The sequence below is a fragment of the Gorillibacterium sp. sgz306347 genome (assembly GCF_059735245.1).
In genome coordinates, this window is record NZ_JCAPET010000032.1 from 26171 (window position 1) to 45230 (window position 19060).

Annotated in this window: 22 protein-coding genes; 7 read left to right on the forward strand and 15 right to left on the reverse strand. The window is 60.9% G+C overall.

Annotated elements, in window-relative coordinates; genetic code table 11:
- Nucleotides 1-97: 97 nt before the first annotated feature.
- The 3 genes from AC6I6H_RS16350 to AC6I6H_RS16360 form a co-directional block, all read right to left on the reverse strand.
- Nucleotides 98-1432 (reverse strand): DRTGG domain-containing protein, encoded by a 1335-nt coding sequence (locus AC6I6H_RS16350; RefSeq protein WP_497955035.1) that lies wholly within the window; start codon nt 1430-1432, stop codon nt 98-100.
- Nucleotides 1433-3359: 1927 nt separating this feature from the next.
- Entirely contained in the window at nt 3360-3473 is a 114-nt protein-coding gene (locus AC6I6H_RS16355; protein ID WP_497955036.1) for a YjcZ family sporulation protein, read from the reverse strand.
- Nucleotides 3474-3538: 65 nt separating this feature from the next.
- Entirely contained in the window at nt 3539-4048 is a 510-nt protein-coding gene (locus AC6I6H_RS16360; RefSeq protein ID WP_497955037.1) for a GNAT family N-acetyltransferase, read from the reverse strand.
- 179 nt (nt 4049-4227) lie between these two features.
- Here AC6I6H_RS16360 and AC6I6H_RS16365 point away from each other — a divergent pair, with 179 nt between their 5' ends.
- Nucleotides 4228-4887: a hypothetical protein gene (locus AC6I6H_RS16365; RefSeq protein ID WP_497955039.1), complete on the forward strand. Its 660-nt coding sequence runs from the start codon at nt 4228-4230 to the stop codon at nt 4885-4887.
- 53 nt (nt 4888-4940) lie between these two features.
- On the opposite strand, the gene AC6I6H_RS16370 is transcribed toward AC6I6H_RS16365, so the two are convergent.
- From AC6I6H_RS16370 to AC6I6H_RS16400, 7 genes are all read right to left on the reverse strand, one after another.
- The gene (locus tag AC6I6H_RS16370) at nt 4941-5300 is read right to left on the reverse strand and encodes a hypothetical protein (RefSeq protein WP_497955040.1); all 360 of its coding nucleotides are present in this window, start codon (nt 5298-5300) and stop codon (nt 4941-4943) included.
- Nucleotides 5301-5312: 12 nt separating this feature from the next.
- Nucleotides 5313-6359 carry a hypothetical protein gene (locus AC6I6H_RS16375; protein WP_497955041.1) on the reverse strand — a complete coding sequence of 349 codons (1047 nt, stop codon included), beginning with the start codon at nt 6357-6359 and terminating at the stop codon, nt 5313-5315.
- Nucleotides 6347-6811 (reverse strand): Hsp20/alpha crystallin family protein, encoded by a 465-nt coding sequence (locus AC6I6H_RS16380; RefSeq protein WP_497955042.1) that lies wholly within the window; start codon nt 6809-6811, stop codon nt 6347-6349. The genes AC6I6H_RS16375 and AC6I6H_RS16380 overlap by 13 nt, the downstream gene beginning before the upstream one ends.
- Nucleotides 6808-7071, reverse strand: coding sequence for a hypothetical protein (locus AC6I6H_RS16385; protein WP_497955043.1), 264 nt, complete (start codon nt 7069-7071; stop codon nt 6808-6810). Before AC6I6H_RS16385 ends, AC6I6H_RS16380 begins: the two co-directional genes overlap by 4 nt.
- Nucleotides 7058-7279: a hypothetical protein gene (locus AC6I6H_RS16390; protein ID WP_497955044.1), complete on the reverse strand. Its 222-nt coding sequence runs from the start codon at nt 7277-7279 to the stop codon at nt 7058-7060. Before AC6I6H_RS16390 ends, AC6I6H_RS16385 begins: the two co-directional genes overlap by 14 nt.
- A gap of 103 nt (nt 7280-7382) precedes the next feature.
- Nucleotides 7383-7637, reverse strand: coding sequence for a hypothetical protein (locus AC6I6H_RS16395; RefSeq protein WP_497955045.1), 255 nt, complete (start codon nt 7635-7637; stop codon nt 7383-7385).
- A 96-nt stretch (nt 7638-7733) separates the two neighbouring features.
- Entirely contained in the window at nt 7734-8261 is a 528-nt protein-coding gene (locus AC6I6H_RS16400; protein ID WP_497955046.1) for a hypothetical protein, read from the reverse strand.
- A gap of 156 nt (nt 8262-8417) precedes the next feature.
- On the opposite strand from AC6I6H_RS16400, the gene AC6I6H_RS16405 reads away from it, so the two are divergent.
- The gene (locus AC6I6H_RS16405; protein WP_497955047.1) at nt 8418-8981 is read left to right on the forward strand and encodes an Hsp20/alpha crystallin family protein; all 564 of its coding nucleotides are present in this window, start codon (nt 8418-8420) and stop codon (nt 8979-8981) included.
- A gap of 54 nt (nt 8982-9035) precedes the next feature.
- Here the strand turns inward: AC6I6H_RS16405 and AC6I6H_RS16410 are convergent, their stop codons facing one another.
- On the reverse strand, nt 9036-9860 hold the full coding sequence (locus AC6I6H_RS16410; RefSeq protein ID WP_497955048.1) for a stalk domain-containing protein: 825 nt from the start codon (nt 9858-9860) through the stop codon (nt 9036-9038).
- A gap of 163 nt (nt 9861-10023) precedes the next feature.
- On the opposite strand from AC6I6H_RS16410, the gene AC6I6H_RS16415 reads away from it, so the two are divergent.
- The gene (locus tag AC6I6H_RS16415) at nt 10024-10458 is read left to right on the forward strand and encodes a universal stress protein (protein WP_497955049.1); all 435 of its coding nucleotides are present in this window, start codon (nt 10024-10026) and stop codon (nt 10456-10458) included.
- Between the two features lie 137 nt (nt 10459-10595).
- Here AC6I6H_RS16415 and AC6I6H_RS16420 read toward each other — a convergent pair whose 3' ends face one another.
- On the reverse strand, nt 10596-10883 hold the full coding sequence (locus tag AC6I6H_RS16420; protein ID WP_497955051.1) for a hypothetical protein: 288 nt from the start codon (nt 10881-10883) through the stop codon (nt 10596-10598).
- A 179-nt stretch (nt 10884-11062) separates the two neighbouring features.
- Here AC6I6H_RS16420 and AC6I6H_RS16425 point away from each other — a divergent pair, with 179 nt between their 5' ends.
- The 4 genes from AC6I6H_RS16425 to AC6I6H_RS16440 are packed head-to-tail and all read left to right on the forward strand — an operon-like array spanning nt 11063 to nt 15846.
- Nucleotides 11063-12187: a YheC/YheD family endospore coat-associated protein gene (locus AC6I6H_RS16425; RefSeq protein WP_497955052.1), complete on the forward strand. Its 1125-nt coding sequence runs from the start codon at nt 11063-11065 to the stop codon at nt 12185-12187.
- 39 nt (nt 12188-12226) lie between these two features.
- The gene (locus AC6I6H_RS16430) at nt 12227-13594 is read left to right on the forward strand and encodes a YheC/YheD family endospore coat-associated protein (RefSeq protein WP_497955053.1); all 1368 of its coding nucleotides are present in this window, start codon (nt 12227-12229) and stop codon (nt 13592-13594) included.
- 3 nt (nt 13595-13597) lie between these two features.
- Nucleotides 13598-14734 carry a YheC/YheD family endospore coat-associated protein gene (locus AC6I6H_RS16435; RefSeq protein ID WP_497955055.1) on the forward strand — a complete coding sequence of 379 codons (1137 nt, stop codon included), beginning with the start codon at nt 13598-13600 and terminating at the stop codon, nt 14732-14734.
- Nucleotides 14731-15846, forward strand: a complete 1116-nt coding sequence (locus tag AC6I6H_RS16440; RefSeq protein ID WP_497955056.1) for a YheC/YheD family endospore coat-associated protein — start codon at nt 14731-14733, stop codon at nt 15844-15846. The genes AC6I6H_RS16435 and AC6I6H_RS16440 overlap by 4 nt, the downstream gene beginning before the upstream one ends.
- A 119-nt stretch (nt 15847-15965) precedes the next feature.
- Here AC6I6H_RS16440 and AC6I6H_RS16445 read toward each other — a convergent pair whose 3' ends face one another.
- From AC6I6H_RS16445 to AC6I6H_RS16455, 3 genes are all read right to left on the reverse strand, one after another.
- Nucleotides 15966-16160, reverse strand: a complete 195-nt coding sequence (locus tag AC6I6H_RS16445; RefSeq protein WP_497955058.1) for a hypothetical protein — start codon at nt 16158-16160, stop codon at nt 15966-15968.
- A 289-nt stretch (nt 16161-16449) separates the two neighbouring features.
- On the reverse strand, nt 16450-18159 hold the full coding sequence (locus AC6I6H_RS16450) for a WG repeat-containing protein (protein ID WP_497955061.1): 1710 nt from the start codon (nt 18157-18159) through the stop codon (nt 16450-16452).
- A 230-nt stretch (nt 18160-18389) separates the two neighbouring features.
- Complete coding sequence (locus AC6I6H_RS16455; protein WP_497955062.1) at nt 18390-18806, reverse strand: organic hydroperoxide resistance protein; 417 nt, start codon at nt 18804-18806, stop codon at nt 18390-18392.
- Between the last annotated feature and the right edge of the window lie 254 nt (nt 18807-19060).

Consider the following 19060-nt stretch of genomic DNA (forward strand, 5'->3'; position numbering starts at 1 on the left):
AGCCCCCCGGCAAGGCAAAACGGCCCGGCGCGAACGAAAGCCAAACGGGCTCAATCGTTTTCGCGCCGGGCTGCTTTCCTGCTTTTCCGCCGGCTTTTTACAAATCTTCAAATACATGCGCGGTGATCATCGCTTTGACCACAAGGCGGTCTTCCGCGTGCATAGTTACTTCCAGCTTGGCGAATTTGCGGCTGACCTCCAGAATGACGGGACGGATCAAAATATCGCTCTCCATCTGCACCGGGTGTAAAAAGTAAACCGAAACGTTGTCGATGACCAGATCGCCTTTTTTGTAGCGTTCGGCAGCCCGGTATGCGGCCTGCGTCAGAAGCGTGCTGAGCACGCCGGACGATACCGTGCCAAGCTGGTTGGTCATCTGCGGGGACATCCGGCCGCGAAAGACGACGTTGTCGTTCTCGTCGGTGAATTCGGCAAAGCTCGTCCACATCTGATCGTCGAAGGTTTCCCCCATCTGCGGCTGCCGCTGGATGTATTGCAGCACCTTCATGACTTCAGAACGGCTCACGCTTCCGACCAGCTTGCGCCCCGCATCCACAACGGGCAGCAGGTCGATGCCCTCCCACATCATGAGGTGGGCGGCGGAGGCGACCGACGTGCGCAAATGAATGGTGACCGGATTGCGCGTCATGTACTTTTCCACCTGCTGCTCGGGCGACGCCCCTTCCACATCGCGCGCCGTTACCATTCCGATGACGCGGTTCCATTCGTCGACGACCGGAAACCGGTCAAACCCGGCCGTTTCCGCCAGCCGGCGCCAGTCCGCCACGGTGCTGCTCGTCTTGAGGGCGTGCAGCTTGGCGCGGGTAATGACGTCCTCCACCAGCATGATTTTCTTCTTGATCATCCGGTCGTAGATCGCCCGGTTGATCATCGACGCCACCGTAAACGTATCGAATGAACTGGAGATGATCGGAAGCCCCAGGCTGTCCGCCAGTCGCTTCACTTCAGCGTTGGTATCGAAACCGCCGGTAATGAGCACCGCCGCCCCGTTTTGCAAGGCGCCTTTGTGCGCTTCCTCCCGGTTCCCGACAATCAGCAGGCTCCCCGCGTCGATATAGCGAAGCATCGCCACCTGCTCCATCGCCCCGATAACAAACTTGTTCAGGGATTTGTGCAGCCCCCGGGCGCCGCCGAGCACCTGCCCGTCCACGATATTGACGACCTCGAGAAACGTAAGCTTGTCGATGTTTTTCTGTTTTTTCTCGATCCGGACGGTTCCGATGCGTTCCTTCGTGCTGACAATGCCTTTGTTCTCCGCTTCCTTGATCGCCCGGTAGGCGGTTCCTTCGCTGACGTCCAGGTCCCGGGCGATTTTCCGGACGGAAATGTGGCTTCCGACGCGCAGGCTTTCAATATAACGCAAAATCTGCTCGTGCTTGGTAAGGGAAGGCTCGTTCGAATAATCGTCCATGTGTTTCACCCTTTCCGGGTATCCTGTACTAGTCTGTATGACGATTATAATACGTGCAGGCCCCGGTTCACAACGAAACGCCCCCCTTTTGCCAGCGATTTTTGCCCAAGCATGCCCGGCTGCCGGCCTATTAAAAAAAGTCTGGTTACCCCGCTCACTCGCAGCACTCTCTCCACTTGCACAGGGAACGATGATTGTAACTTGCTAAACCAGGGATCGGGCCCTCTTGGGCGGATAAAAAGGAGCTTCTCCAGGTTCCCAAATGGCAGACAGCATGGCAAAAGCCGGAAAAAGGCTCTCCGGCAGAACCTGCGGCAGCGAAGTGAGCTTGTTTTCCCTCGGGGGACTGATGAGGAGAACCGGTTTTCCTTTGATGGATAACGACGAGTAATCCTGTTTCCTTCGGTCTAGCGAAGAGAACCGGTTTTCCTTAACGAAAAGAACTGGTTTCGCTTCGTTCTGGCGAGGAGAAGCGGTTTCGCTCGAGATATAGCGAAGAGAATTCCCATTCCCTTCGGTCTAGCGAAGTGAACCGGTTTTCCTTAACGAAGAGGACTGGTTTCGCTTCGTTCTGGCGAGGAGAAGCGGTTTCGCTCGAGATATAGCGAAGAGAATTCCCATTCCCTTCGGTCTAGCGAAGNCCTTAACGAAGAGGACTGGTTTCGCTTCGTTCTGGCGAGGAGAAGCGGTTTCGCTCGAGATATAGCGAAGAGAATTCCCATTCCCTTCGGTCTAGCGAAGAGAACCGCTTTCCCTTTGGTGGTTTATGGAAGGGGTGTCAAGCAGCATCGCCTGTTTGGCCTCAGCTCAACGCTAACGGTTGCCACAGCGCTTATTCACGCCAAAACCGCCTTTTTTAATTTCTAACGGTTGCCAGAGAGCTTATTTTGGAGAAAACCGTGCTTAACCACGCAAAAAAGCATAAATAAGCCCCGTGGCAACCGTTACATTTCGAAACGCCTCTTTTTGAGGCAAATAGGCTCTGTGGCAACCGTTAGCGCAATCGGCAAGCAGTCCCCTAGCAGAATCATCGCATAGCCCGCATGGCAAAGCTTTATCCCAGCTATTCTACAAGAAGCGAGAAGCGGCAATCAGCGTCTCTTTTCCGCACCGCACGAAGCTCCCAGCGCGCGGTGTTCAGCGTCACATGTCGGTGGTAGGAAAAAAAATTCTCATTAGGCGGATACTGTGTACGTTATGCGAAATTCGTCTGCGTTACGCTTTTATCGCATTATGTACGTGCGCCCCTGCGTTACGCGTCTATCATTCAAGTTGCGTACCTACGGTTGCGTAAACCTGAACGCACGAGTTACGCGGTTATTCCCCGAGTTACGCCTGCATGGGCAGCTAACACATTCACGACTACGTTAACGCATGCCCGTCTGGTTACGTGTGTTCTGTCGCGTTATGCGTATATCATCCAAGTTAAGCATGTAAGGACTACGTTGCCCGAGTACGCCCGCGTTACGCGTGTACCCTTTGCTTTACTTGTGTACTGGCCCCTTATGCGTGTAGCATCCGAGTTAAGCCTCATGTATCGTCTGTGTTATGTACGAACGATCCGCGTTACATCTGTGACGCCTACTCGTGTATTCATCGAATTACGCTTGTATCTTTCGAGTTACGCATGTACCATTCACGTTGCGCATGTACCATTCACGTTGCGCATGTACCATTCACGTTGCGCATGTACCATTCACGTTACGCATGTACCATTCACGTTACACGTGTACCAGCCCCGTTATGCACGACCTATTCTCGTTACACACTAAATGGCCCGCATTACACGCTTATACCGTCTAAGTCCGCGCCCTAACCTTTGTTTGCAGACCGAAGATTTCGCGGTTCGCAAACGGACTGCGGGAACCCAAGTTCAGCTATAAAAAAGACCGGCGCCATCAGGCGCCGGTTCCGGCTGGCTGGGGTCCTAAACCCAGGCTTTCAGGATGATGACCAGCAGAATGAAAAGAACCAGTACAAATGCGAAGCTGTTGCCGTAGCCGCCGCCGCCGCAGGGATAACCTCCACCCAAAAATGCCATGCTTGACGCACTCCTTTCTCATCCGCCAGGTGTGAGTTGCGTGCACATTTGACCCATGCACAGTGTCATTGTATGGCGGAATCCCGAAAGGGATTGTACGCGTGTCCCCTATGGCTTAATGCCGGGGAAAAAAGCGGCTTGGTCAACTGGTAGCAGTCAATGGCTTCGTTGTAGCCGGCCATTCGGTAGCCATGTCTGGTATAAAACCGCTGCGCTCCGGCATTGACGGCATCGACGTAGAGATGGGCGGAGTCGCAAACCCGGTGCCGGCCGAGCCGCTCGGCATGCTTGAGCAGCTCGCTTCCCCAGCCTTTTCCCTGGTGCTCTTTTGCTACGGCCAGCATGTCGACCCACAAACCGCCGGATGTCGGAACGGCCGCGATGAAGCCCGCCAGCTTCCCGCCGGGCTGCGCCGGATCGACCATTACAAACACGGTGGCATTGTCCAGCCGGGCCCGGATTTCGCTTACCTCCACCTGGATGCCGGGAAACGCATGGCGGGCGTACGGAAGCAGCTCCCTTCGCACCAGCCCCGTGATCTCCCGGTCGTCCCCGGGAGCCCGATATCGTATCATTTCACGCCGCCTCCTTGGTCCGCGCATCGGTTCTCCGCGCGAACGTTCGCTACATCATATCCCGCCTCTCCGAAAAGGGACTTCACCCAAGCACATTTTTCGGAAACATGTGCCGTTGTCCCGGCCGGGCGGCGCCAGCCCTCATACGATGAGAAAGGAACAGGCATGGAGGTGGGAACATGACGCGATCGGGAGCAAACCCGGCTACCATCCGCAAGTGGACCGGGAAACGCATATATGCGCTGACAAAGGACGGGCGGGTCATAAGCGGCAAACTGCTTAAGGTGTCCGGCGGCAAGCTTTATCTATCCCGCGGCAAAAAAGGAAAAGCGTCCGTCTCGGCCATCATTCCTCTGCTTTTGACGAATCTTCTGGCGGTGGGGGCTTATCCGAAAGGAATCGGGGGCTTTGGTAAGCCGCCAGGCTTCGGCGGACCCGGAGGTTTTCCGGGCGGCTTCCCCGGCGGCTTAGGCGGGATCGGAGGGCCTGGCGTTCCAGGGGGATTCGGCGGGTTAGGCGGATTTGGCGGCCTAGGCACTCCCGCAGGATTCGGCGGGTTTGGCGGATTTGGCGGTCCAGGCGCTCTCCCCGGATTCGGAGGTCCGGGCGGGTTGGGCGGCTTCGGAGGGCTTGGCGGTTTGGCCGGGCTGGGCGGGCTTGGAGGAATCGGAAGCGTGGGCGGCTTGGGAGCTTTTCCGGGAGGATTTGGCGGCTTCCCGGGCGGCTCGCTGCTTGGCGGAGGAGGCGGCCTTGGCGTTTTGGGCGGTGTCGGAGGCGGCTACAATCCGATCGCCGGTTTTGGCGGCGGCGCGGGCGGCATTGCGGGCACCATTTTCTAGCGGACGGCAAAAAAGCAGGCCGACAGCCCCGGAGCGGCCGTCAGTCTGCTTTTTTATGCGGAAGGATCATTCCCTCCCTCCTCCTCCGGCTGGACCGCCGGCTCCGCTTCCTCTTCCCCGTCTTTTTCCGCCGCGTAAATATCGGCCATCCATTCCTTGATCCACTCGGGAATCCCGGGATCCTCCCGGACGCCGGTCTCCGGCTCGGCCGCGGCATTCTCATGAAGAAACGAACGCGCGCCGCTGAACCGGTTTCCGTCCCCGCCTATGGAGCCGAATCCCTGGTTGTGGGTTTTGCGGCTGGCAAACCCCGCTGGAACATTGTTGCCGATGTTGATACAAGACGCGCCTTCCACACTCCCGATGCGGATATGGCCAATAACAAACGTCGGAGATAAAAAAGAACCCGGCATCGCTTCTCCTCCTCACCCGGGTAAAAACCGGAAGCCTGTACCCGTGCGCTCCATCCCCGCTTTTCTCCCCTTCTCCTCCGGATCGGTTCTGCCGGGGGCGGGAAGGGATGACGGGAAGGTCCGTTCTTTGTCTTTGTCAAGTGTCCCTGGCGAAAGCGGCCGCACGGTACCGCGGGCGGACAATCCGGCCGGAGCATTCATCCGGTCCTCCCGTACCGCAACCCGGACAGGCTCCCGCTTGGCAGTGGAAACGTCCATAAGAGGCGTTTCCACAGCGGGCGGCTCGCTCCCGGCCACCGGTGCGGCGGATACGCCCATGCGCGGCTCTCCGGCCGCGGGCGTCCCACTCCCGGCCACCAGCGCGGCGGATACGCTCATGCGCGGCTTTACGGCCGCGGTCAGCTCACTCCCGGCTGCAGTCGCCCCGCTCCCGGCGTCCGGTGCGGCGGATGCGCCCACGCGCGGCTCCCCGGCCGCGGTCGGCTCGCTCCCGGCGTCCGGCGGGCACCGGCCTGCCGGGCCGTGCTCCGGCGGCTCGTCTGCTCTGCGGGCATGCTCCGCCGGCGGCCTCTGCGGCTCGCGGAGGTTCTCGCCCGGCAAGTCTTCCGGCGGAGGAAGAGTCACGGTGCCTTCGCCTGCCGCTTTTGCAGGCACGGCCTCCCGGCCGAGAGCCGAAGCCGGCTTCGTTGCTATCCCCCTGCTCTCCGCACTCTCCCGGCTTCCCGTTCTCTCCGTGCTCTCCCGGTCTCCCGGTCTCTCCCGGCTTCCGGGGTCTTCCGCCCGCCGCCCGCCGCCGCGCGACGCGCCAAAGCGGTTGCCGATCGTAAGCTCTCCGCTCAGCTCCCCGATTTCCAGCCGGTCCATGCGAAAAACAAGCTCGTCGGCCACAAAGCGGTCGACGTGCATGGTCTCCACTGTAAAGCGGCATTCTCCGCCCGGCTCGGCTCGGGTCCATCGGGCTTCGAGCCGCTCCAGCCGCTCCAGGATGTCCCGGAGCAGCCGGAGCTGCTCGCCGTCCACCGGTTCCCGCTCCCTGGCTTCATCCGTCACCCCCGCCATTCCTCCGCCTCTTCCCGCCCTTCAAATTCGACCGCCACCGTGCGGCTCTCGGCGTCCGGGTACAGCGCCATTGTAAGTATCAGCAGCCCCTGGCGATAGGATGCGCTGACGCGGTCCGGGTCGACAGGTTCGGGAAGCGGCAGCTTGCGGACAAACCGGCCCAATTGGCGCTCCGAGCATAACAAATCGTCCTCGTTCACCGGATAGGAAAACGGAATTTCGCCGCTGACGGTAAGCCACTTTCCGGTCAGCGACACCGAAAGCCCTTCCGGCGAGTCCACGCCCGGAAGCTCCATTACCGCCACCAGGTCGCGGCCGTCCCGGTACAGATCGGTCCGGGGGCCCTTTTGCGGCAGCATGTCCCCAAGCTCTTCCCAGAAGTCTTCGCCGAGGACACGGATCGCCTGTTCCTTCCATTTCTTCATCATAGCGCGGCTTTCCCCGATGCTCATGGCTTTCGCCCTCCCCTTCCGTCATGCCGGATTTGGACTCCGCCGATCAGGCCTTCCTTGTAAAATACGGTCGGGCTTCCGCACTTGGCGCAATAAGCGGCGTCCTCCCGATTGACGTGGCTGCATTTTTTGGTAAACAAATCTCCTTCGCTCGTACAGGTGTTCACGAGAGGCGCCGCGCAGTGTACGCAATACTTGTCCTTCTCGTCCGCTTTTTCCCGGCAGCGCGGACAGCGCCGTTCTTTTTTATCCTCCGCCATTCGGTTCGCCTTCTTCCGCAAGCGCCGTGCGGGGACGGCTTGCGCCGGAAACGCCCGCTTCCACAATATTTCGGTCCCCGGCCACTTCTCCGAAGCCTTCGCTCCGCACCGAAACGTCCCGGTGCCCCGCCGGGCGGTTGCGTCCGGAACGGATGGCCGAGCTCCGGCCAAGACGGTCCGCCCGAAGGTCGCCGATCAACAACTTCATGGACCCGGCACTCCTTTCTCCGCCGATTGGAGTCCGCCTGGACCGGCTCCGTCCGATACGCGTCCCCCTTTTCCACTATATGCCTCCGGCCTGTTTCCCTATGCTAAGCCCCTGCGGTCGTCACCGACGGATTGTTGTTGAATTCATTATCGAAAATGGGCGTATCCACAAGACTGTTGTTGCTGAGAATGACATAGGGATTGGTGATGAGGTTATATTGCCCGCAGATGAGACCGACGCCGACCACCCGTTTGGAGTGGGCGTTCCAGCCCCATTGCTCGTTCTCGCCCTGAAAAAGCCCGGCATTGGTGCTATTCGAGTTGATGACGATGCTATTGAAGTTTAAACTGACCGTCAATCCGCCCACCTGCCGATCCCTTGGTGTTGGCCGCATGCGCCCATTTCAGCCTATTCCGCGCCCGCCGACATGGTGCAGCGCATCCGCGCGCAAGCTTCACGGAGTCCTCCTGCCTTTGCTTGGCCTTTCCGAAGCGTTTGGCGGGGCGGCGTGCCGCGTGTCCAATCCCGGTGCATCGGGCTTTCCGCCCGTCTTCGGGCCGGGTGCCGTTGTCGTCTGACCGAAGGTATGCGCGGCGGGAGCGGCTACATCCGCCGGGACGGCAGCCGGTCCCACTGCGGAACCTGCGGGTACTCCTGCCGCTACGGCGGCCGGTCCCACTGCGGAACCTGCGGGTACTCCCGCCGCGTCTGCGGCCAGCCCTACTGCGGAACCCGCCGACGGTCCCCCGATGAGGTCGCGGTCGTCGATCGGGGTATCGACCAGGTCATTGTCGTAAATCACGCTGATGTTCCCCGACAGCCGGTTCATCATGCCGGATACGGTTCCGAAGCCGGATACGTTCTTGGCGTGGGAGCTCCACCCCCACTGGGCGTTCGTCCCGATAAAAATGCCGGAGCCGGAATCGATATGGGACACGTTGATGTTTCCAAGCTCGATTTTCAGCTTTGCTGGCCGCCGCATCCCCTACGCCTCCCTGCCCGCAGTCCGCATTCGCCGGTTATCCGCCATCTTATGCCGGCGAATGCCCGTTCAGCACTGTCAGCCGAAACTTCCCGGAACACGCACAGAGAAATCCCTTCATAAACTGGAAGGAAACCGAGGAAGGAGGAAGACGGAATGCCCTCGAAAAACGATTCTGACCCATGGGTGGCGCTGAACCGGCTGCTCGAAGGAAAAACCCCGCTGCCCAAAACGGCGGAAGCCCTTCAGTCCGGCGAATGGATGCGCTCCCTGATCGAGGACTTCGTAAAGCACACGCTTGACTCGCTCTCCATCGGCACGGCCGCGCCGCATGCCGGACCGGGCCAGGAACAGCACGAACCGGCGGCGGATACGCGCAAGCAGGCGGCGGCCCGTCCCGAGTCCCGCCAGCCCGAAAACACGGTTCACGCCCCCGCCCCGTCCTATCCGCGCAACCCGCGGATCACCGCGTCGGGGGACGCGGTGGTGGTGCGCTTCACGCTGCCGGACAGGACAGAGCCGAGCCGGCTGCTGCTGCATGCCGACCGCACGCAGCTTCGGCTCTCGGGTCTGCCCGGCGGAACCGAGCGCCTCTTTGCGCTCCCCGTTGCGGTTGCGTCAAAGGGCGCGGTCGCCCGCATCACCAAAAACAACCTCATCATCCGGCTTCCCAAAGCCCCGCCCAGCCGGGAACGGGAAATACCGATCCGGCGCGGATGACGCCGTGGCGGCGGGGCAATTGCCTTTTGCCCGTTGTCTTTTTGTCCCCGCCGCTTAACGGGCCTCGCTTTGTTTGACCACAAAGCGGTTGTTTTCAAAAACGAACGTTTGTGTGCTTGTCACCGGTTCCGTCAACGGCACGCCGGCCAGGCTTTCTTTCGCTTCCGTCTGCCAATGGATCAATTCCGCTTTTTCATTGTAAAACCGATACCCGCCCAGACGCAGATAGACGGTGTCCTGAAAAACCGATCTTTCGCTTGCCACGCCGCTCCACGCTTCCTTCCAGCGCCCCGCGGCGTCCGGGGTCAGCAAGTGGACCTCGCGCATATCGAGGCCGCTGCCCCCGTCGCGGCTCTCCACCTCGTAAAACGGAACGGAACCAAGAAAGAACGCGGGCTCCGCCCGAACCGAGTCGACCTGCCATTCGCGCTCAAACAGCAGGCGGACGCCGCCGGGGTGACGGTCGAATACAAAAAAATAACCCAAATGAACCCCGCCGTCCATTCGGACGGCGTATTCGGCTTCCGGGTCCGCGTCGGCATGAATCGGGTCAACGGTGATAAACTCGAAATAGTCTTCCGGTATCGTTCCAAGTCCGCTGTGCTTTCGTATCCATTCCGCCGCCTCCTGCGGCGTCGGCTGCGTCTGGAGCTCGACGGCGCGCTGCCCGGCATTCCAGGTGACCTGCGCCCCGAGCGCCTCGGCAACCGTTCGGACAGGCGCAAAGGCGGTCCCGTCTTTGACGGAAACCGTTCCCGCCGTTTTTATCTCCGCGCCGTCCACCCGAAGGCCGACCGGCGCGCTTTCCATTCCTGCGCCTGCAGCCAGCAGGCTTGCCGCCGTGAGGGCGGACAAAATCGCGAACCGTTTTTTGCCCATGCTTTCGTCTCTCCTTTGGAAATATCATTTGTTAATAGAGACGTTGGAAAGGCCGGCGGGGTTTTCCGCTCCCGGCTGGCAACCGCGTTTTTGGGCTTCTTCCAAACGGCGTGATATAATAGAGTCGATAGGGAACTCATCAACCCGTTTGGAGTGATTGCAGATGCCGTTTCAGAAAATTTTACTGGCTTATGACGGTTCGGAGCCCTCCCGGAAAGCGCTGGCGAAAGCCATCGAGCTTGCCGCGTTGAACCCCGAAGCGGAGCTGCACGTGCTGAATGTTTTGCAGTATCCGGTTATGGTGCTCGGGGAAGCGATGATCACGCCGCCGCCAAGCGCCCAAAAAGAATACTATGACGATTCCGAGCGGATGATGGAGGAGCTGAAGCCGCTGCTGGAGCCGCTGCCCCACGATTCGAAGCTGGTTCAGATCGAAGGCCCCGCCGCCGAAACGATTCTGAATTATTCCCGAGAAGGCGCGTTTGATCTGCTCGTGATCGGCAGCCGCGGCCTCGGAAACTTCCGTGAACTGATGCTGGGCAGCGTCAGCCATGAAGTCGTGCAGCACGCCAAGATTCCGGTTTTGGTCGTCAAGTAAGACCGGCGGTCACCCGCCGCGCTTCCCGTACAACGCATAAAGAGACGTTCCCGATCAGCGGCGGTCCGCTTTTCGGAAACGTCTCTTTTTCTTGCCGGTGATCCCTCTCCCTATTCCCTCCGTGGGTTCAGCCGTGTTCAGGCGCCTTCCCGTTTGCCCTTCCAGGCATTCGCTGCACTGTTTAACGTCTGCTCCATCCGCCATTTGCGCGCCCGCTTGACCGCCCGGTACTCCGCCCGCTCTTCTTCATCCACGCCCATGATGTCATGCAAATGCGCCGCCACGATCAGCAGCAGCATGGCCAGCCAAAGCACCCCGAAAACCGTGGGAAGCATGAACCCCTCGCCCATTCTGAGCTGCGGGACGGCATAGATCAGCAGGCCGAGCGCTCCGCTGAGACATAGCATGCTTTTGGTTCCTTTCATGATTGCCCGCTCCCTTCCGAAGCTTGTTCGCTTCAGCATATGCCCGGCGGGCGCGGTTTATGACGCGTCCCCCGGGGCATCAAGTTGGGCGCGGATCAAGCACCAAGGGATATCTGTCCTCATATGATGAACCAGTCGTTGACAGAACTGTTTTATTTCGTTTTCCGGAGGCGTCGCTTATGGATACGAGCCGGCCCTCGATCGGCGTAATGGCGTTTCCCCGTCCGGGGCGGCTTCTCTTCCGGGAGAGCCGGACCTACGCGGAGCTGAGCGCCGAAGCCCGCCGTCAAGGCGCGAACCTGTATGTCTTTGCTCCGGAGGCGCTGCTTACCCCTGCGGAAGGCGTCAGCGGTCAAGCGTACGACGCGGCTGCGGGCGTCTGGCGGGACGGACGGTTTGCCCTGCCGCACGCCGTAATCGACCGCTGTTTTCCCGAAGGGCCCGATGAAGCGCGGGCCGCCCGCCTCGGCCGCCGGCGGCTCGCCGCGCACGCCATCCCGCTTTTGTCCGGCCGGCTCGGCGGGAAGCGGGAAACCGGCCGGGCGCTCGCCCGCTGTCCGGCGCTGCGGCCGTATTTGCCCTTTACCGGACCCGCCGGCAACGGCGAAGCCGTGCTGCTGCGGCTGGCACGGCGGGGCGCGGCGTTTTTGAAACCGGACTGCGGCTCGCAGGGCAAGGGCTGCTGCCGTCTCCGGCTATGCGGCGCGGACGGCGCGGGCATTGCCGCGGACGGCCGCGACCGGACGGGAAAGCCGTTCCGGCGGACCTTTGCCGCTTCCGATGACTTTCTTGACTGGCTGCGCGGCTTTACGGGCGCGCAGAATTACCTCGTGCAGGATTGCTTGCAGCTTGCCTGGGACGGCGAGCCCGTTTGCGACATCCGCTGCCTTGTGCAGAAGGACGGCTCCTGCACCTGGACCGTCGCGGGCACGGCCGTCCGGATCGGCGCGCCGGACAGCGCCGTGTCGAACCTGCATGGCGGCGGACGGGCGGCCGACCCCGGGAGACACCTTGCCCGGAGATTCGGCGAAGCGGAGGCAAGCCGGCTGTTGGACCGGATCCGCCGGCTGTCCGTTTTGGCGGCCAAGGTGCTGGAGCGCGCATTCGGCCGGTTCGCCGAGCTCGGCCTGGACTTCGGCATAGAGCCTTCCGGACGGCTTTGGCTCCTCGAAGCAAACTCCCGTCCCGGACGGGAAGCGTTCCGGGCGGCGGGCGATACCGAAGCCGCCCGCCGCTCCGTCGCCAATCCGGTGGCGTACGCGCTCGCACTCGCGCGCCGCCATCCGGCTCCCGCGGCCGTTTAGCCCGCACCAAACCGGCGAATCGTTTAGGAGGAACTCTCGATGAGTTTGACTTCATGCAACATCCTCATCACCCGTCAGGAAGGGCGTTTCGTCGCGCTGACCCGTCCGCTGTGCAAACGAATGCAGCTTACCCCCGGCAGAACGTGCACCCTCCGGATCGGCTCCCGCAGCGTGACGCTCACGGTGAAAACCTTGAACCGCCAGGGAAACCTGCTGGTTCTCCCCGCATCCGCCGCCGCATCCCTCCGTCTGCCGCACGAAGGAAGCTGCTTCGTGCGCACCGACGGCGAGCGGGCGGTCCGGATCGGGCCCCTGGTCGGCGTGATGACCGATATTACGGCGAATGCCGAACGCCCCTTCGGGGGCCGCACCCCGATCATCCGCGAGCTTGCGGACCTGGCCAAAAACAACGGGTTTCTCTTCGCCTTTTCCCCGCGCAGCGTGAATTGGAACGACGAGACGGTAACCGGCTTTTTCCGCCAGGAGCACGGCGGGTGGAGACGAAAGACCGTGCCGCTTCCCGATGTCGTTTACAACCGTCTGCCGCACCGGTGGGCGGAGAAATCCGCTTCGATGCTGGAGCTGAAGCGGAGGTTCGTCCGCCGCGGCATCCCGTTCTTCAATTGGGACTTCTTTGACAAATGGGACGTGTACCGGCTTCTGGACAACGACCAGACCATGTCGGCCCACGTGCCCGATACCGAAATCGATCCGGACCCCGAGGAAATCCGCAGCATGCTCGAAAAGCACCGGTTCGTATACCTCAAACCGACAACGGGCAGCCTGGGCTTCGGCATCTTCCGGCTGACGTACCAGCCCGGCAAAGGCTACTACCTGCGCTACCGGCGGAAAGGCAGCAACGTACTGATGCGCTTTCCCCGTTTTCAGGGCCTTCTCGCCATGCTGAAGCGGCTGAATCTCCGCATGTCCCATTACGTTATTCAGCAAGGCATCCGGCTGATTGAAATCGACGAGTGCCCGATCGACTTCCGGTTTCACCTGACCAAAAACAATCGCAATGAATGGGTTGTTTCCGGCATCGGGGCCAAAAAAGCCGGCAAAGGCAGCGTCACGACGCATGTCCGAACGGGCGGGGAGCTGCTGACCCCGGATCAGGTGCTGCAAACCGCCTATGGCAGCCGGGCGGAGGAAGTGCTCGACAAAGCGAAAAACACGGCCGTTCAGCTGGCCCAGGCTATCGAACGGGAATATCCCCACGCGCTCGGGGAAATCGGGCTTGATCTGGGCATCGACACGGATGAGAAGGTCTGGATGTTCGAAGCCAACTCCAAGCCGGGCCGGACCATCTTCAAGCACCCCCAGCTGAAAAACCAGGGCAAAGCCGCATCCCGCAATTTGTTCGAGCATTTCCTTTATTTAAGCCGTTTCGGCGAAAGGGAGGACTGATCGATGGTCGACATGGAGCAGGATCGCCCGAAGCAAATTTCCCTCGCCATCCTGACCATGCCGGATCCCGAGCGCGGCTTCCGCGGCAATGAATCCAATTTCATCGATCTGATCCAGACGGGAAGAGAGCTTGGCGTCTTTGTTTTTGTGACGACGACCGCCGATTTTGATCCGACGCAAAAAAGAACGCACGGGTACCTGTATTACCCCGAGTACAAAACCTGGTACCGCCAGCTTCTTCCCCGGCCTCAGGTCGTGTACAGCCGCATTCCGACACGGTCCGACGAGCAGCTGCCCGAGGTGCGGAAAGTAATCGACGATTGTTTGCGCTCCCGGTCGATTCAGCTTTTCAATCCGTTTTTCTTTAACAAGTGGACGTTGTTTGAATGGCTGAACGGGGCGAAAGAGACCAAACATTTTATTCCCGCCACCCGCAAGTTAAACTCGCCGCAGGATCTGGCCGAATTTGTGCGCGATCATCCGATGGTCTACCTGAAGCCGATCCGCGGCAAGGCGGGCAAAGGCATCATGAAGCTGGAAACCGGCCCGGAAGGCGACGGCTCCTGGTGCCGGCTCAGCGTGCAAAATAACCGCAAAAGCATCGTTTCCAAGCATGTCAACATTCCGCGGATGTGGACCCGGCTCAAAAAGGAAATCGCTGACGAGGAGTACATTATTCAACAAGGCATCCGGCTGGCGGAATCGGGCGGGCGGCCGTTCGATTTGCGTGTGCTGGCGCAAAAGGACGCGACCGGCAAATGGAAGGTGACGGGCATCGGAGCGCGTGTCGCCGGTGCGGCGAGCATCACGACGCACGTTCCGCGCGGCGGCCGGATCGACGATCCCAAGAACGCGCTGGAGGCCTTTTTCGGCCTCGACAAAACGCCCTTTCTCCTGCGGCGGATCAAAGCCGCCGCGCTTGCGATCGCCAAGCAGATCGAAAAGGAAGCCGGGCATCCGCACGGCGAAATGACCCTCGATCTCGGCGTCGACCAGCTGGGGCGGGTTTGGTTTTTCGAGGCCAATTCGCGCCCGATGAAATTCGACGAGCCGGATATCCGGCGGGCTTCCCTGGAGCACATCATCAAATACAGCCTGCATTTGGCAAAGCCGAAGCGAAGGAGAAGAAGAGGCGGATGAGGGACGTGGCGGAAAAACCGGTCTTGGGCATCATGACGCTGTACGGAAGCGCAAACCGATTGGACCCGGAGGAGCTGCGTTACTTTCGTTCTCTGACGGAGGCGGGGGCGGCGCTTGGGTTTGACGTGTTCGTTTTCACCCCCGAGGATGCGGCAAAAGAAACGGTGCTGGCGCATGTTTACCGGCCCGCCGAGGGGAAATGGCGCCGGGAACGGCGGCACTTGCCGGACGCCGTATACGACCGCTGCCGCACGCAGCGGTCGCCCCGCTTCGGCCAGCTGCGCCGGTTTCGTTCCCTTCACCCGTCCCTGCTGTATTTAAGCCGGCCGCTGTCCAGCAAATGGGGCAATCAGCGGATTCTGGCCCGGAACCCGGTCATCCGCCCGCATCTGCCGGAAACGGCCCGGTACACCGGGGGACGGCAGCTGCGCGGCTTTTTGAAGCGGTACGGGCTCGTTTACCTGAAGCCGGTCAACGGCTCGGGCGGGCGGGGCATCGCCAGCATTGCCGCCGGCAATGGCGGCTGCGTGCTCCAGGGACGGGACTTCGCCCGCCGGATCATCCGCCCGCTCCGGCTGCCTCCCGCTTCTGCCGCTTCCAGGCTGCGTTCCCTCGGCTTCGCGGGCCGGTACATCATTCAGCAGGGCATTCCGCTTGACCTGCCCGACGGAAGGGTACACGACATCCGGTTGCTGCTGCAAAAAAACGGCGCCGGAAGCTGGGAAACGACCGGCCTGGCCGGGCGGATCGGCGGAAAAGGCAGCGTAACGTCGAATCTGCACGGCGGCGGCGAAGCGGTTTCGTTCGGCAGGCTGCTGGAGCTCCGGAAGCCGGCGGCCGGCACGGCCCGCTCCATCCGGGCGGACGCGGATAAACTGGCGCGCCTGGTGGCGGAGGAGCTGGAGAAAGCCTTCGGCCCGCTCTGCGAGCTGGCGCTTGATCTGGCGCTCGGGCCCGACGGACGCCTTTGGCTGCTGGAGGTCAACCCGAAGCCTTCGCGGGACATTTTCCGCCGGACCGGCGAGCGCGAGGTTTACGAAACGGCGGTCCGCCGGCCGCTCGAGTATGCGCTGTGGCGCTTGTCGAACCGCAAAGGCGTTTCCGAAGGTTAAAAAAGCGCATCGGTCTCCCGAAGGAGCCGGTGCGCTTCTTTCCGACAGGGGGTCTCCGGCCAAACGCCGGGCAGCTGCGGTTATTTTTTGGACAAGGGGTTAACGGAAGGGCCTCCTTTTTAACGGACACGGTATTGATAAGTGGATTTGAAGTAAATCGTGCCTCCGATTCGGACCCAGTAGGCGGTCTGCTCCTCCGCGGGTCCGCCTTCATGCACGCGTTGTCCGCCCTGCCATACTTCCACATGACGAGCCATCCAGATAGCGTTTTCAAAATCGGCGTCGTTCTTCAAAATGGTTCCGGTCTGGTACATCGTTGATCCCTCCGCTTATACCTTTCGACATGTAAGCGGTTTATCCTCTCAAAAATCCGCCACCTCGTGAAAAAAATTACATGCGGTTCCAGTCCTGGAATCGCTCGACAACCCACAGGATGAACAGTAGCGAAAAGGAGGTTTGGAGCCGCAGGAGCGCCAGCGTTCGCCTTTGTCTTCAGATTTCCCCCGCTGCAATACCTGATGAAGAAATCCGGAGACAACAGCGACCGGAGGCCCAAACGCTCCATGCAGCTGCCCGCTTCACCCGAACGGGTTTCGGCCGAACTCAGGGGTGGAACGCCCGCCAAAACGAACCGTTCGTGTCGATGAGGCCCGAGATTTCCGCAAACGGAATGCGGAAGGTCGGAAAGCCCGCCGCGTAGGGGGCGATTTCATACGGCGCAAAATACAGATACAGGTTTGCTTCGTCCACGTAGAACGGCTGATCCGGCCGGATGCCTTTGTAGTCGTCTTTCCAGACGTAGTCGTATTCCGGGTTTTGATCGATTTGCCGCCGGACAATCCGGCTGAGCGTTTTTACGTAACCGCTGTCCGGCTTGAACAAATCCTTCAGCTGAAAAATCTCGCCGGTGCGCAAATGAAGGTTGGCGTGAATCCGGCTGGGCATTCCGTGGGCAGCTCCGAAAGGATATTCGTAGCCCGTAAGCTCCAGAACCAGAAGCAGCTTCCGGTAAAAGGCGACCGAGAAGTCGCCGGTATAGCTCGCGTCCAGCAGCGCGTCCGGCTTGACGGGCTTTACGGCCGACAGCTCCCTCAGCCTGGCGTTCAGCGCGCGCTCCGCTTCCGCATCCGCCATGCCCTGCACCTCGGGAAAGTACACGAGGTAGTCCCGGTTCGGTTTGTATTTGCGCTCGGCCACGCGAAAAGGCGGAGCCAGCGGGATCACGGTATTTTGCCGCCAGACCGTGCGGCCCGACCGGTCCAGGTAGGCAAGGCGCAGGTCCGTATCCGCGCGGATCAGCGGGCCGGTCATCCGCACCGTCCCGCTGCCGGGAACGGCCGGCAGCCATTCCGCCCGGCGGCCGCTCCGGTCCAGAAAGAACGTGTGCCGCGAATCGGTTGCCGACGCCAGCCCGTCTTCGTATTCCGCTACATCGTCGTACTGAAAGCCGCCGGCGAGCCGCCCTTCCGCATCAACCACGGCGAATTTGGACCCGCGGTATGGTTTTGCGGGATCGAGCGCTTTGCCAAGCGCCGCTTTGCCTTCGCCAAGCGGCCGGATGTCATTGTAGCCAGGTCCGGCGACGAACGTCCCGGTCCGGTCGATCCAGCCGTAGCGGTTGCCGTAATCCTCGGCCGTATTGACCACAGCCCGACCGTCCCGGAACGGCTGCGCGCCGGTGTACCTCGGAGACAGCACAACGCGGCCCCGTTCGTCCATGTACCCGTACCTTCCGCCCTTTTCGGCTTGAAAGGCCAACAGGCCGTCCCCGGGATTGCCGACAAACGGATAGGCGTACAGCGCAAGAGCATGACCGAAACGGTCGATCAATGCGTAACCTCCGTTGGCCGAGCGGACAAGCGCCTTGCCGTTCCCGAAGTCGTTCGCTTCGCTGTACCGGGCGGGAATGGCTTCTTGCCCGGCCCGGTCCAAATAGCCATACAGGCTTTGACCCCCGGTTTCGGAGGAGGCGAAAAGCGCACGCCCCTCCCGGAAGGGACTCATATAGGTGTAACGCCTGGACGTAATCGGCCGGCCCGCCTCGTCCAGAGCGAGAAAGCCGCGGCCGTCGACCGCAACCGCGCGTCCTTCCGAATACGGCAGGATCGAATCGTAAACCGGCGGAACGACAAACCGGCCAGTTCCGTCGATCAGGCCCGCTTTGCCGTTCAACCATGCCGCCGCCAAGCCGTTCGGCTGAAACGCTTCTGCCTGCTCGAACTGCGGGGCGACAGCGAACCGCCCTTGCGCGTCAATGTATCCCCACAGCGTGCCCCGCGCCGTTCGGACCGGGGCCGGAAAAAGTCCGGTCATTGCGCCTCCTCCTTATCGCCATATGGCGGCCGCTTCTTTCTTCCCGTCAGTACAGCATACGGGAACGCCGCTCGTCCCATGCCGCAAGAAAAAGGCGCGGTAGACCGCCAATGCCTCCGAAGCCTGTTTGGCGTGCCCGCCTGGATGCTGGTGAACATTTCTTTGCCCAGCAAAAAACCGCCTTCGCCGTCGGGCGAAAGCGGTTTTCACGGTCGGCCGGGCGGGCCGGCTTAGAGAGCGTTCAGTTCCACGTCAATATTGCCGCGCGTGGCTTTGGAGTAAGGGCATACCTGATGCGCCGCTTCCACAAGCTCCTGCGCCGTTTCCTTGTCGACGCCGGAGACGGATACGTCCAGCTTCACGGCCAGCTTGAAGCCGCCGTCGGTGTCTTTGCCGATCGTCACATGAGCCGTGACCTCCGTGCCCTCCACCTTCAGCTTCTTGTTGCGGATGACCAGGTTCAGGGCGCTGTCAAAGCAAGCGGCATAACCGGCGGCAAAAAGCTGCTCGGGATTGGTTGCATGGCCGCCTGCGCCGCCAAGCTCCTTCGGCGTCTTCACGGAAAGATCGATCACCTGGTCGCTCGACTGCACTTTGCCGTCTCTTCCTCCGGTGGCTTTTACGGTTGCGGTATAAAGGGGCTGCATTGCGTTCATCCTCTCCTTGATTTTTTAAAATTCAATTGTCTACTATTTAATTGCTCGTTATCATTCTATCGCTCAATCAGCGCATTGTCAAGCTGTGCCTATTCTGCCCAGCCGAAAGACACGCCACCCCAATTGTTAACCATAAAAACCTGCGGGGAACCAGTTTTCTCTGACCGGCCGGGATCCGCAACAAAAACACCGGCACCGGGTTCACCCGGTGCCGGCCCTGTTCATGCGCCGCGTATTTGGTTTGC

Excerpts from the sequence above, each read along its gene's own strand:
- AC6I6H_RS16350 (WP_497955035.1), bottom strand. The coding sequence starts at position 1,432 with ATGGACGATTATTCGAACGAGCCTTCCCTTACCAAGCACGAGCAGATT.
- AC6I6H_RS16355 (WP_497955036.1), bottom strand. The coding sequence starts at position 3,473 with ATGGCATTTTTGGGTGGAGGTTATCCCTGCGGCGGCGGCGGCTACGGC.
- AC6I6H_RS16360 (WP_497955037.1), bottom strand. The coding sequence starts at position 4,048 with ATGATACGATATCGGGCTCCCGGGGACGACCGGGAGATCACGGGGCTG.
- AC6I6H_RS16365 (WP_497955039.1), top strand. The coding sequence starts at position 4,228 with ATGACGCGATCGGGAGCAAACCCGGCTACCATCCGCAAGTGGACCGGG.
- AC6I6H_RS16370 (WP_497955040.1), bottom strand. The coding sequence starts at position 5,300 with ATGCCGGGTTCTTTTTTATCTCCGACGTTTGTTATTGGCCATATCCGC.
- AC6I6H_RS16375 (WP_497955041.1), bottom strand. The coding sequence starts at position 6,359 with ATGGCGGGGGTGACGGATGAAGCCAGGGAGCGGGAACCGGTGGACGGC.
- AC6I6H_RS16380 (WP_497955042.1), bottom strand. The coding sequence starts at position 6,811 with ATGAGCATCGGGGAAAGCCGCGCTATGATGAAGAAATGGAAGGAACAG.
- AC6I6H_RS16385 (WP_497955043.1), bottom strand. The coding sequence starts at position 7,071 with ATGGCGGAGGATAAAAAAGAACGGCGCTGTCCGCGCTGCCGGGAAAAA.
- AC6I6H_RS16390 (WP_497955044.1), bottom strand. The coding sequence starts at position 7,279 with ATGAAGTTGTTGATCGGCGACCTTCGGGCGGACCGTCTTGGCCGGAGC.
- AC6I6H_RS16400 (WP_497955046.1), bottom strand. The coding sequence starts at position 8,261 with ATGCGGCGGCCAGCAAAGCTGAAAATCGAGCTTGGAAACATCAACGTG.
- AC6I6H_RS16405 (WP_497955047.1), top strand. The coding sequence starts at position 8,418 with ATGCCCTCGAAAAACGATTCTGACCCATGGGTGGCGCTGAACCGGCTG.
- AC6I6H_RS16410 (WP_497955048.1), bottom strand. The coding sequence starts at position 9,860 with ATGGGCAAAAAACGGTTCGCGATTTTGTCCGCCCTCACGGCGGCAAGC.
- AC6I6H_RS16415 (WP_497955049.1), top strand. The coding sequence starts at position 10,024 with ATGCCGTTTCAGAAAATTTTACTGGCTTATGACGGTTCGGAGCCCTCC.
- AC6I6H_RS16420 (WP_497955051.1), bottom strand. The coding sequence starts at position 10,883 with ATGAAAGGAACCAAAAGCATGCTATGTCTCAGCGGAGCGCTCGGCCTG.
- AC6I6H_RS16425 (WP_497955052.1), top strand. The coding sequence starts at position 11,063 with ATGGATACGAGCCGGCCCTCGATCGGCGTAATGGCGTTTCCCCGTCCG.
- AC6I6H_RS16430 (WP_497955053.1), top strand. The coding sequence starts at position 12,227 with ATGAGTTTGACTTCATGCAACATCCTCATCACCCGTCAGGAAGGGCGT.
- AC6I6H_RS16435 (WP_497955055.1), top strand. The coding sequence starts at position 13,598 with ATGGTCGACATGGAGCAGGATCGCCCGAAGCAAATTTCCCTCGCCATC.
- AC6I6H_RS16440 (WP_497955056.1), top strand. The coding sequence starts at position 14,731 with ATGAGGGACGTGGCGGAAAAACCGGTCTTGGGCATCATGACGCTGTAC.
- AC6I6H_RS16445 (WP_497955058.1), bottom strand. The coding sequence starts at position 16,160 with ATGTACCAGACCGGAACCATTTTGAAGAACGACGCCGATTTTGAAAAC.
- AC6I6H_RS16450 (WP_497955061.1), bottom strand. The coding sequence starts at position 18,159 with ATGACCGGACTTTTTCCGGCCCCGGTCCGAACGGCGCGGGGCACGCTG.
- AC6I6H_RS16455 (WP_497955062.1), bottom strand. The coding sequence starts at position 18,806 with ATGCAGCCCCTTTATACCGCAACCGTAAAAGCCACCGGAGGAAGAGAC.